Genomic DNA, 17520 nt, shown 5'->3' on the forward strand with positions numbered 1-17520 from the left:
TTTGGGATTTAGATGTTCTTAGTAATTAGCTAATTGGATAATTCGCTAATCAACCAATTACAGATTTGCCGTTATCGTTGGGTCTAAAGGCTTTACTGGGGAGCGGTAGCGATGAACCAACTGACCTTTCTCGTTAATTAAAAACTTTTCGAAGTTCCATTTGATATCCCCTTTAAAATCTGGGTTATCCTGTGAAATTAAATAGGCAAACAAAGGGTTTATATCATCACCTTTTACGCTTATCTTCTCACTCATCAAAAAAGTTACGCCATACTTTTCAGTACAGAAGGCTTTAATTTCAGCACTTGATCCTAATTCTTGTTCTTTGAAATTCCCCGCCGGAAAACCGATGAGTACCACATTTTTCCCATATTGTTTGTGCAATTTTTCTAGGTCTTCATATTGTGGCGTATAACCACACTTCGATGCGGTGTTAACGATTAAAATCTTCTTGCCTTTAAATTTCGACAATTTGACTTCTTTACCATCCAATGTTTTGATCTTAAAATCATAAACTGATTTTGGCGGATTGGGTGCAATCCATAAATTAAGTAATAGTAATAAGGTATTGATCATTGTTTTAAGTTTAATTGTTGTAAAGTTGATCCCGATAACTATCGGGAGTTATAAAGTTAACTCGGTCCGCCAAACGCCCTCCACTAAACGCTCCGCGCTTTGCGCTCAGCGCTTCTACTTACGAAGATAACTACAAAACGGTTGTCGCTATATAATTTTAACGTAAAGATGTTGATATTTTTAAAAATTAATAAAAGTGATTTGAATGGATGTTAAGTAAAGTAAAAGGGCAAATTAAACTTCATCATCCTATGTCTTTTTAAAAATAATTGCCATACCAATTTTGATTTTAGACTTATTTATAGTTTTATTTGCAGAAAAACGTTCTGAATGGCAAAAAATTTACTAATAGTCGAGTCACCTGCAAAAGCTAAAACAATAGAGGGGTATTTAGGAAAAGATTTTTTGGTTAAGTCTAGTTATGGTCATATCCGCGATTTAGTAAAAGGAGATATGGGAATTGATACAGCGAATAATTTTTCCCAAACTTACGAAGTCCCATCTGATAAGAAACAAGTTGTTGCCGAACTTAAAAAGCTTGCTAAGGAAGCCGAAATGGTATGGTTAGCGTCCGATGAGGACCGTGAGGGAGAAGCCATTTCTTGGCATCTGTACGAAACTTTAGGCCTGAAAGAAGGCAATACCAAACGTATCGTTTTTCATGAAATTACCAAACCTGCGATTTTAAAAGCAATTGAAAACCCACGTACAATCGATTACAATCTAGTGTATGCCCAACAGGCCCGTCGTGTTTTAGATCGATTGGTGGGTTTTGAACTTTCGCCAGTGCTGTGGAAAAAAGTTAAACCTTCCCTATCTGCCGGACGTGTTCAATCTGTTGCCGTTCGGTTAATTGTTGATAGGGAACGTGAGGTGAATAAATTTAACGCATCCGCCGCCTTCAAAATTACAGCCCAGTTTACTACAGGAAAAGGCCGCGAAATAGTAAGGGCCGAGCTTCCCCATCGTTTTGAGCAGGCTGGCGAAGCCGAAAAATTCTTGGAAGATTGTGTTTCGGCAAATTTTGAAGTTAATGGTTTGGAGGTTAAGCCCGCAAAGCGAAATCCTGCCGCACCGTTTACAACTTCAACCTTACAGCAGGAAGCATCTCGTAAACTTGGCTATTCGGTGGCCAGAACCATGCAAGTAGCCCAGCGTTTGTATGAAAGCGGTAAAATAACTTACATGCGTACTGATTCGGTAAACCTATCAGAAACTGCTATCGCCGCTGCATCCGCTGAGATTAGATCGGCCTGGGGCGATAAATACCATCAGCCTAGGGTGTATAAAACCAAATCCGCTGGTGCCCAAGAAGCCCACGAAGCCATCAGGCCCACCTATTTCAATCAGCACAGTGTGGAGGGCGATAATGCCGAAAAGCGCCTGTATGAACTTATTTGGAAACGGGCCATTGCCTCTCAGATGAGTGAGGCCCTATTTGAAAAAACAACGGCAACTATCAAAATCAATACCCGAAAAGAAGAATTAATAGCCGAAGGTGAAGTTTTAAAGTTTGATGGTTTCTTAAAAGTTTATCTCGAATCAACCGATGAGGAAGATGAAGAAAACGATAATGATAGCCTTCTTCCGCCTTTGGCAAAAGGACAAGAGCTGTTTTTGAAAGAATTAGCGGCCACAGAACGATTTTCTCGTCCGCCAGCACGGTATACCGAAGCTAGCTTGGTTAAAAAATTGGAAGAATTGGGCATTGGCCGACCGTCAACCTATGCGCCAACTATTTCGACCATACAAAATCGTGGATACGTGGTAAAAGAAGATAAGGAAGGACGGAAACGTGATTTCTTAAGCCTGGTTTTGGCAAATGGAAAGATCACTAAACTTACCAAATCTGAAATTACTGGGGCCGAAAAATCTAAGCTCTTCCCTACCGATATCGGTGAAGTGGTAAACGATTTTTTGGTTGAACACTTTAAAGGAATTGTAGACTTTAATTTTACCGCAAAAGTTGAAAAACAGTTTGACGAAATTGCTCAGGGCCTGCAAGAGTGGACTAAAATGTTGCATTCATTCTATACCCCCTTCCATAGTGAAGTAGAAACTACGCTAGAAAATGCGGATCGGGCCAATGGCGAAAGGTTATTAGGCGTTGATCCAGGATCTGGTAAAAATGTATATGTTAAAGTAGGCAGGTATGGGCCATTGGTACAAATAGGAGAAATTAGTGATGACGAAAATGATAAGCCTCGCTATGCAAGTTTAGCCAAAAGCCAATCGGTAGGAACAGTTTCGCTTGAGGAAGCGCTAGATCAATTTAAGTTGCCGTTTCAGCTAGAAGATTACCAAGGTAAGGAAGTTACCGTTGGTGTTGGAAGATTTGGTCCGTATGTTAAATGGGGCGAAGCGTTTATCTCTATTCCGAAAAATGAGGATCCATTAACCGTTGATATAGACAGGGCCATTGAAATTATTGGCGAAAAAGTATCTGCAGATGCACCTGTAGCTGAATATGAAAGTTTACCTGTGACTAAAGGAACCGGAAGATTTGGTCCTTTTATTAAATGGAACAATTTATTTATTAATGTTCCAAAAGCATACAATTTCGAAGAATTATCCAAAAAAGATATCGAAGAATTGATTGGTAAGAAAATTGAGAAAGAGAGTAACCGCTATATCCAACAGTGGGATGAAGACAAAATCGCAATTGAGAACGGACGTTGGGGACCATTCATCCGTTTCGGAAAAGAAATGCTTAAATTGAGAAACAACCCTACTAGCAAACAGAAATATACCGCCGAAGAACTCGCGGAAATTTCTTTGGAAGAGGTTAAAAAATTAATAGTAGCGCAAATGCCAAAAGCCTTTGAGCCTAAAAAGAAAAAAGCACCAGCTAAGAAGAAAGCGGCTGCGAAGAAGAAATAGTTGTTAATCAATTAGTTAATTTGCATTTTGAAAAAAGATCTTCCAGAAAATATAGTCGAAGATGTAGGCATTGCCGTAGCATTAATTAGCGAAACGCCCGAAATAAAAAACTGGACCGTTTATATTGTTAATTTTAAGGAAGAGCCGATTACAAACGTACTCATTACTTCTAAAGGCTATGGAGAAAAGGATGGAAAACAGGTTAAAACATCGCTATTAAGGCATTTTATCGGCGATTTGGCTGCAAATGCGTACGCTGGAGTTGAAGCTATAGATCCTGCCGTTTTTGGTCTAACCAACGAATATTGGTTAAGCTACTATATAGGAAAAGAGATTTATGATAAAAAGTTTATTTTCTTGCCAGAAAGTATTGTAGACAGTAACCTGATTCGAATCCCTATCCTAAATAAACCAGGGGTGATGATTAAATAGTTAGGCGTTGAGCGATTAGCGTTAAGCGATGTTAAACGCCCACCAAAAACAAAAAATAATTTCTTTTTCTGATTTGTTTTTTCGCTAAATTTCATACAGCATTTACGCTTGCAAATTGTATGAATAACGCCTCTAAATTTTCGCTCAAAAAAAACAATAGATTTATTGTATTTGGCATCCTAGCCATTGTTTTAGCTTTAGCTGTAATCTTTATAGTTAAGAAAAAAAGACATAAAGATCCCAATGCTTTTGCGAAGTATATTGAATCTTATACCTCTGGAACGATCTCTAAAAAAAGTTACATTAGAATACACTTAGCAAATGCCGTTAAGAATATGGTCGACCTAGGCAAGGCCGATGAACGTAAACTTTTCGAATTTTCGCCATCTATTAAAGGAAAAACATATTGGATAGATGCACAAACGGTAGAATTTAGGCCAGATGAACAGCTTAAACCAGATCAAACTTACGAAGCAACATTAAATCTCGAGCAAATTACCACGCCTGAGAAAGGCTTCGAAGAATTTGATTTCGATTTTAAAATAATTAAACCAGGTTTAAGTATAGCACAAAATGGATTGGTTTCCCAAAACAATACCGCGCTAACCTATATGAAATTAATTGGTGAAATTAATACTGCTGATTATGAAGAACAACAAAATATTGAGAAAACACTAAGTCTCCACTTTAATCAACCCCTTAAAATAAAATGGCAGCACCAGCCAGAAAAAAACCATTCGACTTTTGTAATCGATAGCATAAAAAAAACAGCTGGCGAACAGCTGCTAACTGTAAAATGGAATGGTTCATCTATTAATTCTAGTGATAAAGGAGAAGAAAAGATTACTGTTCCCGCTAAAACGATTTTCAAAGTATTAGATATAAAAGCCGTTCAAGGTACAGAGGATTATGCTCTAATTCAATGCGCTGAGCCTTTAAATGTTGGACAAGACCTGAACGGACTAATTACATTCGGCGATTTTAAAGACCTCAGATTTACGATAGATGGCAGTCAGATTAAAGTATACGCCCCACAAGATCTTCAGGGAAATTATACGGTAACGGTGAGTGCTGCCGTTACCAATCTCGAAAATAAAAATCTCGAAAGTGGCAAAACCGCTACGATAACATTCGAAGATAAACTTCCATCGGTTGTCATTGCTGGTACGGGCACCATTTTGCCAACATCCGGAAAATTGGTCTTGCCCTTTGACGCCATCAACCTAAAAGCAGTGGATGTTACGGTAATCAAAATTTATGAAAATAATATCCCTCAATTTTTTCAGACAAACAACTATGATGGTGGGTACGAGTTACGTCGGGTTGCCAAGCCTGTAGTTCAAAAAACAATCCGTTTGGATGCCGACAAAACTATTAATCTACATAAGAAAACACGCTTTACCTTAGATTTAGATAAATTGATGCGTACAGAACCAGGCGCCATGTACCGGGTTACCATCGGCTTTAGGCATGCTTATACCACCTACAATTGTGTGGAAACTACCACACCAGACGTGAGTAAGGACGAGGAAGACGTATATGATAGTTACTCCGAACAAATAGATGAAGATGATGAATTTTGGGAAAGATATAGCTCCTACTACCCTAACCATTACAGCTGGAATGATAAGGATAATCCTTGTACGCCATCCTATTATACCAATGAGCGATGGGCAAGCCGAAACCTTTTGGCTTCCAATATTGGCCTTGTAGCAAAGCGAGGGAACGACAATAGCATGCTCGTTGTAGCAACCGATCTACTCACGGCCAAACCCTTAAGCGGCGTAATGGTAAATCTTTTAAACTACCAGCAACAAATCCTTACCGCCAAAAAAACCGATGGTAATGGTCTAGTAAGTTTCGACCTTAAGAAAAAGCCTTTCCTATTGGTTGCAAAATACAAAAATGAGCGAGGATACCTTAAACTCGATGATGGAAATTCATTACCCTTAAGCAGGTTCGATGTAAGTGGCGACATCGTTCAAAACGGTATTAAAGGTTTTATTTATGGCGAACGTGGGGTTTGGCGCCCCGGAGATACCGTTTACCTTTCATTTTTACTGGAAGATAAACTAAAGAAACTTCCAGCTAATTATCCAGTAACGTTAGAGTTTTTTAATCCAAAAGGCCAATTGGCAAAAAGACTGATAAGCACACAGGCACTAAACGGATTTTATACCTTTAAAACAAACACAGAAAATACCGACCCTACAGGCAATTGGTTAGCCAAAGTAAAAGTTGGTGGCGCAACATTTACCAAAACCATTAAGGTAGAAACCATCATGCCCAACCGCTTAAAAATAAGCTTTGATCTTGGCCAAAAAACCTACTTGGGAAATGGAGCAACATCAGCTACTCTCCTATCTGCAAAATGGCTTTTTGGAACGCCTGCACAATTCTTAAAGGCTAAGGTTGATGTAAATCTGAACACTATGCAAACCAAGTTCAAAGGTTTTGACGAATATACTTTTGATAACCCAACACTCATCTTCGAATCACAGAACAAAACTATTTTTGAGGGCTCGCTAAACACTGCAGGAACAGCGCTTGTAAATACAAATCTAAACGAGACTAATACAGCACCCGGTGTATTAAAAGCAAATTTCACGATAAAAGTATTCGAACCTGGGGGTAATTTTAGTATCGATAATTTTAGCATTCCATATCATGTATATCAAAGTTACTTGGGATTAAAAACACCTGCCGGCGATAAGTTTAGTGGGATGATCTTAACAGACAAAAACCACAAAATTGAGGTTGTAAGTGTAAATAATGAGGGCAAATTGACCAGTGGAAGCAAACAAGTGCAAATAGAAGTGTACAAGGTACAGTGGCGTTGGTGGTGGGAACAAGACAACCAAGAAAATTATGCCAATTTTACACAGAACGAATACAATAAATTGGTTTCCAAACAATCAATTACTTTAAATAATGGAAAAGGGTCGTTTAACTTCAGGATTAATGAGCCAGAATGGGGAAGATATCTCATATTAGCCAGAGACGAAAATGGTGGCCATACTACAGGTAAATCTATCTATGTTGATTGGCCGGGCTGGGCACAGAGAGAGCAGTCTAGCAATCCAACAGAAGCATCCATGCTATCTTTTACAGCAAATAAGCAGAAATTTAGTGTAGGCGAAGATATTACGCTAACCATCCCTACAGGTGAAAATGGAAAGGCCCTTGTTTCGATAGAAAATGGAAGCAGGGTACTTAGGACGTTTTGGGTTGATACCAAAAAAGGACAAACTCAGTTTACCTTTAAGGCAGAACCCAATATGGCCCCAAATGTATTTGCCAATATCACTTTGTTGCAACCACATGCACAAACATCAAATGACCTGCCTATTCGGATGTATGGAGCTATTCCGCTAATTATAGAAGACCCACAAACCATGTTAAGGCCAGTGATAAAAATGGCAAACAGCATAAGACCAGAGGTAGAAAGTAGTATAAATGTAGCGGAGCAAAATGGAAAAGCAATGACCTATACCATCGCTTTGGTTGATGAAGGACTGTTAGACCTTACCCGATTTAAAACTCCAGACCCGCATGCGACATTTTATGCCAAAGAAGGTTTGGGGGTAAAAACTTGGGACCTATTTGATCAGGTCTTAGGAGCTTGGGGTGGCAATTTAGAAAGAATTTTAAGCATTGGCGGCGATGGTTCGATAAATAGAAACTTAAATCCCTCTAAGTCGAACAGGTTTAAACCCGTAGTTAAATTTATGGGACCTTTTTATTTGGCCAAGGGCGAAAATAAAACACATCAGTTCAAACTCCCTCCCTACATTGGATCGGTAAGAGCTATGGTAATTGCTGGTCAGGATGGAGCTTATGGCTTTGCCGAAAAAGCGGTTGAAGTTAAAAAACCACTCATGGTATTGGCAACTTTACCTCGGGTTATTGGACCTGGAGAAAGCTTCATTCTACCTATTACTGTTTTTGCAACTGATGCCAATCTAAAAATAGTAACTATAAAACTGCAGACTTCAAATCTTACGGTTGATGGCAATGCAAATCAACAGGTAACTTTTAAACAACCAGGAGAGGAAATGGCCTATTTTAAAGTTACCCCCTCAAATTTGATCGGAGTTGGAAAAGCTAAGGTAACTGTACAAAGTGGTGCAGAAAAAGCAATATATGATGTCGAAATAGACATCCGTAACCCAAATCCATTTATCACTAATGTAGTTTCGGCTACCATCCAGCCTAAACAAAGTTGGAACATCAAGTATCTTCCCATTGGCGTGGAAGGAACAAATACAGGAACCGTTGAAATATCCTCTATCCCTCCTATTAATTTAAATAAACGTTTGTCCTACCTGATCAGCTATCCACATGGCTGTGTAGAACAAACTACCTCGAGTATCTTTCCGCAATTGGTGTTAGAAAGATTAACACCTTTAACCCCTCAAAGAAAAGCAGAAATTGAAAGAAATGTTAGGGTAGGAATAAATCGTCTGAAAGGTTTCCAGACAGTAGAGGGGGGATTAAGTTATTGGCCAGGTGAAAGTAGTAGTGATGAATGGGGAACAAATTATGCTGCACATTTCCTAATCGAAGCTCAAAATCTTGGCTACACCATTCCACCCGGTATGATGGACCAATTAATCCACTTCCAAAAAACAAAAGCGAATAACTGGGTACCAAACAGCTCAAATTTTTACGGAGGTGATCTAAGTCAGGCCTATCGCCTATATGTTCTGGCCTTGGCCAAAAAACCTGAACTAGGCGCAATGAATAGGCTAAAAGCATTTCAATACCTCTCTGTAAGTGCAAAATGGCGATTAGCAGCTGCCTACCAGCTGGCCGGTCAAACTGCAGCAGCAAATAGTTTAATCAGCGGTTTAACGCAAACGATTAAACCCTACAATCAATTGGGAGGCACCTATGGCTCCGAACTTAGGGATGAAGCGATGATTATGGAAACCTTAACTTTAATGGGTCAAAAAGCTAGAGCAGCACAGCTCTTGTTAACCGTTGCCAACCATTTGGGCAAAGATACCTGGTACAGCACGCAAACTACTGCATATAGCTTGCTAGCTATCGCTAAATTCTGTGGTCAAAACAGTTCATCAACATTGTTGCAGTACAGTTATGCGCTGAACGGTAAAAATGGTAACGTAAGCAGTAACCAATACCTTAATACCGTGCCAATAAACTTTAAAAACAATGTAGCCAGCGTTACAAATAATGGTAGTGGCGTCTTATTTGCTCGATTAATTTTGCAGGGCCAGCCAGCGGCGGGTCAAAATAACTTTCTGCCTAATAATCCTAATGCTTTGATAATGAATGTAAATTACAAAACCCTTAAAGGGCGGGTTTTAGATCCAACTTCATTAAAGCAGGGAACGGATTTCTATGCAGAAGTAACCATTAAGAATCCAGGTAAATTAGGTTTTTACGAGCAAATGGCATTAACACAGATTTTTCCATCAGGATGGGAAATTATCAATACCAGATTAAATGATAATGAAGGCATCTTGGCCAGTGCTCCGTTTACCTATCAAGACATAAGGGACGATCGGGTGTTTACCTATTTTAACATTCGAGAAAATCAAACTTTAAGCTACAAAGTTTTATTAAATGCGTCTTATATCGGTAAATATTATCTTTCAGCAGTACAATGCGAAGCCATGTATAATAACAATATTAGCGCTACCCTGCCTGGTAGATGGGTTCAGGTGGTGAAGTGAGTTTGGAGTGGAGAGCTGGGAGTTGGGAGTAAGTTAAATAATTAGCTCTAACCCCAAACTCCCAACTCAAAACTCAAAAACGTGGCCAAACAGTTAAAACTAAAAAGCGGACAAATCCAGCTGAAAATTTTAAGAACGTAATTAATCTTTCCATAGAAATTAATTTTGCCTATATATCAATTTATGTTGAACAATGTTACCATTCTAAGATAAAATGAAGGTAAAATCTATATTAATTTCCGATGGTATTTGCATTTTTTGGTTTCTATTATTTTTATTTTCATTGCCGCAACATTTATTTGTATCTCCTACATCTTATGTAATTGAAGCAAGTAATGGCGACTTATTGAGCGCGTCAATTGCAAGTGATGGGCAATGGCGCTTCCCCCTATCTGATACCATCCCGGATAAATTTGTAAAATGCATTACCGTTTATGAAGACCAACGGTTTTTCATGCATTTTGGAGTGGATCCTGTGGCAATGGGCAGAGCGATGAGACAGAATTTTAGGGCCAATAGCATTGTAAGTGGAGGCAGTACACTAACCATGCAGGTAATTCGTTTGTCGAGAAAAAGAGATAGAAATTTGTGGCAAAAATTAGTTGAAATTTTCCTTGCGATAAGATTAGAGCTTTCCTATTCCAAAAAAGAAATTATCAACTTATACGCTGCAAACGCACCATTCGGAAGTAATGTAGTAGGTTTAGAAGCAGCAAGTTGGCGTTATTATGGCCGCAAAGCCGAGAATTTGTCGTGGGGCGAAATGGCAACATTAGCCGTGTTACCAAACAGCCCGTCCTTAGTTCATCCCGGTAAGAATGCTGAACAATTGATAAAAAAAAGAAACGATCTTTTAGACAAATTGGCTAAGGTTGGGGTAATTGATCAAGCTACAGCAACCTTATCTAAATTTGAACCTATTCCTAGCAAGCCTCTCCCATTACCTCAAAATGCACCGCACTTGCTGAACCGCTTTAAACTTGAACGAAAAAAGCTCAACATACAGAGTACAAGGTTAACCTCAACAATAGATATTGATCTTCAATTAAAAATTAATCAATTGCTTAAACGATATAACAATCGCTATAAAGCAAATGACATCAATAATATAGCCGCCATCATACTGGATGTGAAAACAGGAACGGTAAAAAGTTATGTAGGTAACTTTTACCAACCAGAAAATGCCTCAGTTGAAAGTTATGTAGATATGATCAGTGCGCCAAGAAGTCCGGGAAGTACATTAAAGCCTTTGTTGTATGCCAGTATGCTCAACGATGGATTGTTGTTGCCTCATACCTTGATTGCCGATGTTCCTACACAAATTGCAGGCTACACACCGCAAAACTATGATCTTGGTTACGATGGAGCTATCCCTGCGGATAAGGCATTAAGCCGATCGTTAAATATCCCCGCGGTCAAAATGTTGCAACAATATAGATATGGAAGATTTTACGATAAGTTAAAGCAACTAGGCTTTAGTACCCTAAACCAGCCAGCAGATCATTACGGACTATCTTTGATTTTGGGCGGTTGTGAAGTTACGATGTGGGATTTAGCAACAAGTTACATGGGGATGGCTCGAACATTAAATCACTTCAACGATTATCAGGGAAAGTACAATCCTTTTGATTATGAGGCGCCAACCTATGTTAAATCAGGAAAGAAACCATTTCATAAATCCGAAATAGCCAATAGCGGTATTTTTGATCAGGGTTCCATTTGGGCTACTTTTAACGCAATGGAAGAAGTAATGAGGCCGGGAGACGAGGGTCTTTGGGAACAGTTCTCTTCCGCTCAACGAGTGGCTTGGAAAACCGGGACCAGTTTCGGTTTCAGGGATGCGTGGGCAATTGGTTTAACCCCAGATTATGTGGTATGTGTATGGGTAGGCAATGCCGATGGTGAAGGGCGACCTGGGCTAATCGGAATTGAAACCGCAGCCCCCGTGCTGTTTGATATTTTTAGGGAACTTCCCGCTTCCAACTGGTTTAAAATTCCTAAAACTAAGTTAAAAACAATTATGGTATGCAAAAAAAGCGGCTTCAAAGCAGGTGAATTCTGTACGGATAAAGTTGCAGAATTGGCGCCCCCTTTAGGAGACCGGACTGGACTTTGCCCATACCACAAACTCATTCATCTCGATGCTTCTGCCAGATACCGTGTTACCGATCAATGTGAAAGTCCTAACAGCATGAAACACCAGAGCTGGTTTGTTTTGCCCGCTACGATGGAATATTATTACAAGGTAAAAAATATGGATTACAAGCCCCTCCCGCCATTTAAAAAGGGATGTAATGCCGTTGGAACTATTAGTGTGATGGACATGATCTATCCAAAAAACAATGCCACCATTTATATTCCATTAGAATTGGATGGTACCAGAGGGAAAGTAATTTTAAACGCCGCTCATCGCAACCCACATGCAAAAATCTTCTGGCATATAGATGATAATTACATTGGTACTACCACCTCCTTCCATCAATTTGCCATAAGTCCTCTCCCCGGCAAACATGTACTCACATTGGTTGATGACACAGGAGAGCGATTAGTGCAAGTTTTTACTGTTCTCGAAAAGGAAAAACAATAGCATTCGCGTTTTAAATTCTAGTTAGGGTAAACTGGTTAATTGATTATCCCGATAGCTATCGGGAGGTTAACTGTATTAACAACTGAAAACTGACAACGGAACTAAAGTTCCCTTTCTATCTCAATTATCGAATGTTTTTTTAGTTTCCTCAATATCGCTCCTATTGTAATCAGGTACTGAGCTGCAGTGTAGGTTACCAAAACTAAAATCCCTACAAGCCTAATTGGGCTAACAAATTTATTATAGGCCAAAAACGAATCAGAGGTCACAAACAAAAGTGCGCCGTAAAAAATGAAATTGAAACTAATGCTATTTACACGTCCTTTTCTATTAACGGCCATAATTGCCATTATTGAAATTACAAAAGCGTAAATCATAACAGGAACCTTTAATGATCCCAACTTAGGTCCAATTGTCCAGAAAAAGCAAACCAAAAATAGCGTAAAGAAGCCTATAGCTATTAATGTCGCCTTTTTATTGATTGACACCTGCCACTTATAATCGATATAAAATGCGGTAATGTAGGCTATATGACCCAGTAAAAAAGCTATCAGTCCGCCTAAAAAGAAGGTTTCATGAACATCGGTAAACATTAATAAGCTATCTCCAATTAAGCCAAAGATTAAGCCCGTAAAAATCCGTTTAGAAAACCTACCTTTTAATTGTGTATGATAGGTAAGGTAAACCATTAATGAAATGGTGATCAAGGGCTTAAAGGCATATTGAAAATGTCCGAGAACCGCTATGGTAGTTCTTGGATCCGCTGCCATTATAAGCTGCGCGATTAAAAGTATGGCAAAAGCAAGGCTAAACTGTAGATGTTTCTGTATCATTAGACGTAGAATTTTGAAGATAGTAGAACCAGATAATGGAGCACAACTGAATGGTTACCAAACCTATTGTAAGTATTTTGAAAACTGGTAGAGTAACAAAAGCGAGTAATCCAATCATACTCAATGTTAATCTTAGGAATTCAAAATGTCTTACCCATGGCTTGTTTTCAAGTAATGCTCCGCAAGATAACAAAGTGAAAATAGTAAAGGTAGCGGCTAAAACTATCTGTAAAAATTCCAATTTATAGTAAAGAAATAATAAGGATGAGCCCGATGTCAAGGCCACTAAAAATTGAAAGAAAACATATAAAATCAAGTTTCTTCCATACTTAGAATCGTATTTTTTATAGTTGGCCACATCGATTTCAGGAGCTGGTTTAAATCCGCCTAACTGCGCTGGAAACCAACCCGGAGGTTTTAAGAATACTTTAACTTTATCCGTTAAATGATCGGTTTTTTTTGCCGTATGCCACAATTCGGACCAATAGTGTACGTTTGCCCAAACTGGGTTCCAGCTTTCCAAAGGAGTGGTAATGCCGTAATAAACCTCTTCTTCCTCCTTTTGGAAAGTGCCGAATAGTTTGTCCCAGATGATTAAAGCGCCCGCATGGTTTTTATCTATATATTTTGGATTTGAACCATGATGAACACGGTGGTGTGATGGGGTATTTAAAATATGCTCTAAAAATCCCATGCTCTTTATCGTTCTGGTATGGATCCAAAACTGATATAAGGTATTAAATGCACTAAGCGTTACAAACATGAGCGGATCAAATCCAATCCATGCCAAAGGCAGATAAAAAACCCAAGCAAACCAACTTTGGAACCACGATTGACGAAGCGCTACAGTAAGGTTATATTCTTCAGATTGATGATGGACAATATGGGCGGCCCATAAGGCATTAATCTCATGGCTCATTCTATGAAACCAATAATAACAGAAATCAACCCCCAGAAAGAGGACAATCCAAACCCAAACAGCATCAGGGAGATCTAATAAACGCCAATGTTCAAAGATATATTTATAGCCAAAAAAAAGGGCTGTTTTCATAAACAGGCCTGTAATTTGAGAGCCAATCCCTTGACTTAAATTTGAAATAGAATCATTAAAACGAAAATAGTTGAGTTTTTTATAAAAAGCATATCCCAACTCTATTCCGATAAGAAGGAAGAAAACGGGTACAGATAAAGCAATATAGTCTACTTTCATGTGTTAGTTTGGCGTTCTGCGTTGGCAATGTTCTGCAAACGCTTACTGCATTACGTTACAAAATACATTTTTTTATGGAATTAGTCCACGATTGAAATAGATTACTTACAAAAAGCTTGAAAATCAAGCAAAAAAAATTGCGGACAAAATCCACAATCATTTTTATAGGTACGTAATTTATTTGGCTCTCAGTCCTGTAGAATAAATCCCGTGTAGAATAGTAATCATAAAGCTCCCTAAGGCTTTGCCAAAGGGACATAACAATTAGAAACTACGCTCTCTGCTGTTGTTACGTTTAAAACCACCGCCGGCAGTGTTACCGCCTGTATTTGGTTTCTCTTGTGCTTCAGCAACTTTAATTCTGTTACCGTTGTAATCTCCACCGTTCATCCTTTTGATGGCTTCTCTTGCTTCATCATCATTAGGCATTTCAACAAAGCCAAAGCCCCGGCTCTGATTTGTTTCACGGTCTTTAATAATTCTAAGTGATTTTACTTGACCGAAATCACCAAATACGGCTGTTAGTTCATCTTCCCCTACTTCTAAAGGAAGGCCTGTAATAAATATCTTCATTAATGTTTAAAAATTTGCACAAAGATACAAAAAAATATGGGTAATTTGCTATCTGAGTGTCAGTTAATCTAATAAATATGGTGATGATTTCTGTTAATTAATAAATTATCCAGACATAACCATTTAGATAACAGCCGATAGCTCTAATTGTGTTGAAATTGTTTAAGTTCTTCCACGGTTATCTCACAACGGGGAAAATTGAATCTGGTTAACGTTTAACTGTTAAATTGTTTAACTGTTTAAACTGACCATTGCTAACTGAGAACTGTTTGGCTTTAATCAATCAGCTCCACACTCAACCTACCCTCTTCCAGCCATTTTTATCATTCTATGGGCTAGATCTCTTCCCAGATATCTATCTATTAGGCCATGAACCAAGTATAAAATAGGTGTCATTGCTAAGGCTACAATAAATTTATAGACATAACCCACAAACCCGATGGCAGCAACCATTTGCCAGCTCCAGTGGTAGTTAGGGTTTAAATAAAAGGCGATAAATATTACCACATAACTATCCACCAGTTGCGAAACCAAGGTTGATCCAGTAGCTCTAAACCATAACGCTTTTTCGCCAGTAAATTTTTTGATGCGATGAAAAATCAATACATCAACCATCTGACCTATTAAAAAAGCGGTTATTGATCCTATGATAATCCACATTCCCTGGCCAAAAATTGCGTCAAAAGCAACAAACATATTAATCCGCTGCCCATCTACATTTTGCATTATCCAAAAATCAGAGGGCTGAAGTTTCATTGCCAACCATACCACAAAAAAAGCAAAACCAATCAGCACACTTGTTAAAACAGAAAGGAAACGAACCTGTTTGATCCCGAAATACTCATTAATGATATCTGTCATTATAAAAATAATAGGCCAGGTTAATACCCCGGCCGACATGTTAAATGATAGATTAGGAACACCAAATAAATTAATAGCAAACTTTTTAAATCCTAAGGTTTCTTCTACCGAAAAAATCTTAACACCGATAAATTCAGAGAGTATTGCATTGGCAACAAAAAATGCACCTAGAACAAGTAGCAATCGGCTTTCTTTGGTTTTAAAAGTCATGGTAGCTAAAATACAATTATTTTAATATAATCAAAATGATATGAATGGTTTTGAATTAATAATCACGTTAATTTTTACAAAGAACCGACTGCCAAGAAGCTGTAATTGTACATCTTTGCGCAAATTAATCGTTCATGGCAAAGCAGAAACCTTTTTTCATTATTTTGTTGTTAGGCTCGTTGGCAGCCTTGGGCCCTTTCTCTATCGATATGTATTTACCGGGGTTTAAGGCCATAGCCCAAGATTTGCACACTGATGTACCAAAGGTATCTTTATCCTTAGCCTCATTTTTCGTAGGTATTTCTGCCGGCCAATTACTTTATGGCCCTTTGTTGGATAAATTCGGACGAAAGAAACCATTATTTTTCGGATTAGCCCTCTACATTATTTCTTCATTAAGCTGCTTGTTGGTGAGCTCTATAGATCAACTGATTATTTTAAGATTTATCCAGGCCATTGGAAGTTGTGCAGCTGCTGTTGCATCAATAGCAATGGTTAGAGATTTGTTTTCGGTAAAAGAAAGTCCGAAGGTTTTTGCATCTCTATTATTGGTTATCGCTTTATCCCCAATGTTAGCCCCAACTGCTGGCGGGTACCTTATCACCGCTTTCGGTTGGCAATCCGTTTTTATTTTTCTAAGTGGGATGGCATTACTTATGGTGCTGGCTACGATCTGGTGGTTACCAGAAAGCTTTACACCCGATCCAAGCTATTCGTTAAAGCCCAAGCCAATCCTAACTAACTTTCTGTTAGTGCTAAAACAGCCCAGTTTTTACACCTATGCCACGGTTAGCGCCGTCACTTTTAGTGGTTTATTTGCTTATGTTTCTTCATCACCTATCGTTTTCATGGATCTATACAAAGTAAGCCCAACTGGATATGGATGGATTTTCGCCCTACTATCAGTGTTTTTTATTGGTTTTAGCCAGGTAAACAGTTTTATTTTACGGTGGTTTACCAGTAAAAAAATTGTGTTATGGGCATTAATTCTCCAATGCGTTTTCAGCCTCTTGTTTCTAATCGCGGCGTTGAACAATTTATTGGATCTATACCTTACAATCGGTTTTATCGCTTTATTTTTAGGATGCTTAGGTTTCATCAATCCAAATGCTTCGGCACTTTCTTTAGCACCATTTAAAAAGAATGCCGGCAGTGCATCAGCCTTAATGGGGGCATTACAAATGGGTTTGGGAGCATTAGCTTCTGCGGTTATTAGCTTATTTGCTACCAATGTAACCTGGCCAATGCCTGCAGTAATGACAGGTGCGGCCTTTATCGGATTGGCTTTTCTCTTAGTTGGGCAAGGTAAGATAAGGCCCGTTTTGGATGAAGGATTATGAGGTGTTTGTTGGTTAATAGTCCATGGTTCATAGCCTGCGCGTATGGAGTTTAGCTCAAGAGAGAGTCATAATTTGGTTCATGGTCGATAGTCAATGGTCTGGACGCATAAGGTTTAACTCGAGTGAGGGTTTATTAATTCCATCACACATCAGCCCCACACTAAATTCTATTTAAAGTTAAACCCTCTTGCATCTTGTTCATCATCCATGATCCATGAACCATCAACCTTACATTAAATTCTATTTAAAGTTTGCCCAGCTGCATTCTGTCCATCATCCATGATCCATTAACCTTACATTAAATTCTATTTAAGGTTAA

General features: G+C 38.6%; 10 protein-coding genes. 5 read left to right on the plus strand and 5 right to left on the minus strand.

Features of this window, described 5'->3' with window-relative positions:
- Positions 1–57: 57 nt before the first annotated feature.
- Positions 58–576 (minus strand): glutathione peroxidase, encoded by a 519-nt coding sequence (locus AC6H0V_RS05875; protein ID WP_497562784.1) that lies wholly within the window; start codon positions 574–576, stop codon positions 58–60.
- Positions 577–906: 330 nt separating this feature from the next.
- Here AC6H0V_RS05875 and topA point away from each other — a divergent pair, with 330 nt between their 5' ends.
- From topA to pbpC, 4 genes are all read left to right on the plus strand, one after another.
- Complete coding sequence (gene topA, locus AC6H0V_RS05880; RefSeq protein ID WP_497562785.1) at positions 907–3456, plus strand: type I DNA topoisomerase; 2550 nt, start codon at positions 907–909, stop codon at positions 3454–3456.
- Between the two features lie 27 nt (positions 3457–3483).
- Positions 3484–3888 carry a hypothetical protein gene (locus AC6H0V_RS05885; protein ID WP_497562786.1) on the plus strand — a complete coding sequence of 135 codons (405 nt, stop codon included), beginning with the start codon at positions 3484–3486 and terminating at the stop codon, positions 3886–3888.
- Positions 3889–4007: 119 nt separating this feature from the next.
- A complete protein-coding gene (locus AC6H0V_RS05890) occupies positions 4008–9587 on the plus strand; it encodes an alpha-2-macroglobulin family protein (RefSeq protein WP_497562787.1) in 5580 nt (1859 codons plus the stop codon).
- A gap of 214 nt (positions 9588–9801) precedes the next feature.
- Positions 9802–12174, plus strand: coding sequence for a penicillin-binding protein 1C (pbpC, locus tag AC6H0V_RS05895; RefSeq protein WP_497562788.1), 2373 nt, complete (start codon positions 9802–9804; stop codon positions 12172–12174).
- Between the two features lie 101 nt (positions 12175–12275).
- Here pbpC and AC6H0V_RS05900 read toward each other — a convergent pair whose 3' ends face one another.
- From AC6H0V_RS05900 to AC6H0V_RS05915, 4 genes are all read right to left on the minus strand, one after another.
- Entirely contained in the window at positions 12276–13007 is a 732-nt protein-coding gene (locus tag AC6H0V_RS05900) for a lysoplasmalogenase (RefSeq protein ID WP_497562789.1), read from the minus strand.
- Positions 12982–14217 (minus strand): sterol desaturase family protein, encoded by a 1236-nt coding sequence (locus AC6H0V_RS05905; RefSeq protein ID WP_497562790.1) that lies wholly within the window; start codon positions 14215–14217, stop codon positions 12982–12984. The genes AC6H0V_RS05900 and AC6H0V_RS05905 overlap by 26 nt, the downstream gene beginning before the upstream one ends.
- 264 nt (positions 14218–14481) lie before the next feature.
- Positions 14482–14790 (minus strand): RNA recognition motif domain-containing protein, encoded by a 309-nt coding sequence (locus AC6H0V_RS05910; protein ID WP_497562791.1) that lies wholly within the window; start codon positions 14788–14790, stop codon positions 14482–14484.
- A 300-nt stretch (positions 14791–15090) separates the two neighbouring features.
- Positions 15091–15861 (minus strand): queuosine precursor transporter, encoded by a 771-nt coding sequence (locus AC6H0V_RS05915; protein WP_497562792.1) that lies wholly within the window; start codon positions 15859–15861, stop codon positions 15091–15093.
- A gap of 134 nt (positions 15862–15995) precedes the next feature.
- Here AC6H0V_RS05915 and AC6H0V_RS05920 point away from each other — a divergent pair, with 134 nt between their 5' ends.
- Positions 15996–17201, plus strand: coding sequence for a multidrug effflux MFS transporter (locus AC6H0V_RS05920; protein WP_497562793.1), 1206 nt, complete (start codon positions 15996–15998; stop codon positions 17199–17201).
- The last annotated feature ends 319 nt before the right edge of the window (positions 17202–17520 follow it).

The organism is Pedobacter sp. NO84 (assembly GCF_059703915.1).

What these genes read in the sequence shown, in the direction of transcription:
- AC6H0V_RS05875 (WP_497562784.1), bottom strand. Translation starts at nt 576, where the DNA reads ATGATCAATACCTTATTACTATTACTTAATTTATGGATTGCACCCAAT.
- topA (WP_497562785.1), top strand. Translation starts at nt 907, where the DNA reads ATGGCAAAAAATTTACTAATAGTCGAGTCACCTGCAAAAGCTAAAACA.
- AC6H0V_RS05890 (WP_497562787.1), top strand. Translation starts at nt 4,008, where the DNA reads ATGAATAACGCCTCTAAATTTTCGCTCAAAAAAAACAATAGATTTATT.
- pbpC (WP_497562788.1), top strand. Translation starts at nt 9,802, where the DNA reads ATGAAGGTAAAATCTATATTAATTTCCGATGGTATTTGCATTTTTTGG.
- AC6H0V_RS05900 (WP_497562789.1), bottom strand. Translation starts at nt 13,007, where the DNA reads ATGATACAGAAACATCTACAGTTTAGCCTTGCTTTTGCCATACTTTTA.
- AC6H0V_RS05905 (WP_497562790.1), bottom strand. Translation starts at nt 14,217, where the DNA reads ATGAAAGTAGACTATATTGCTTTATCTGTACCCGTTTTCTTCCTTCTT.
- AC6H0V_RS05910 (WP_497562791.1), bottom strand. Translation starts at nt 14,790, where the DNA reads ATGAAGATATTTATTACAGGCCTTCCTTTAGAAGTAGGGGAAGATGAA.
- AC6H0V_RS05915 (WP_497562792.1), bottom strand. Translation starts at nt 15,861, where the DNA reads ATGACTTTTAAAACCAAAGAAAGCCGATTGCTACTTGTTCTAGGTGCA.
- AC6H0V_RS05920 (WP_497562793.1), top strand. Translation starts at nt 15,996, where the DNA reads ATGGCAAAGCAGAAACCTTTTTTCATTATTTTGTTGTTAGGCTCGTTG.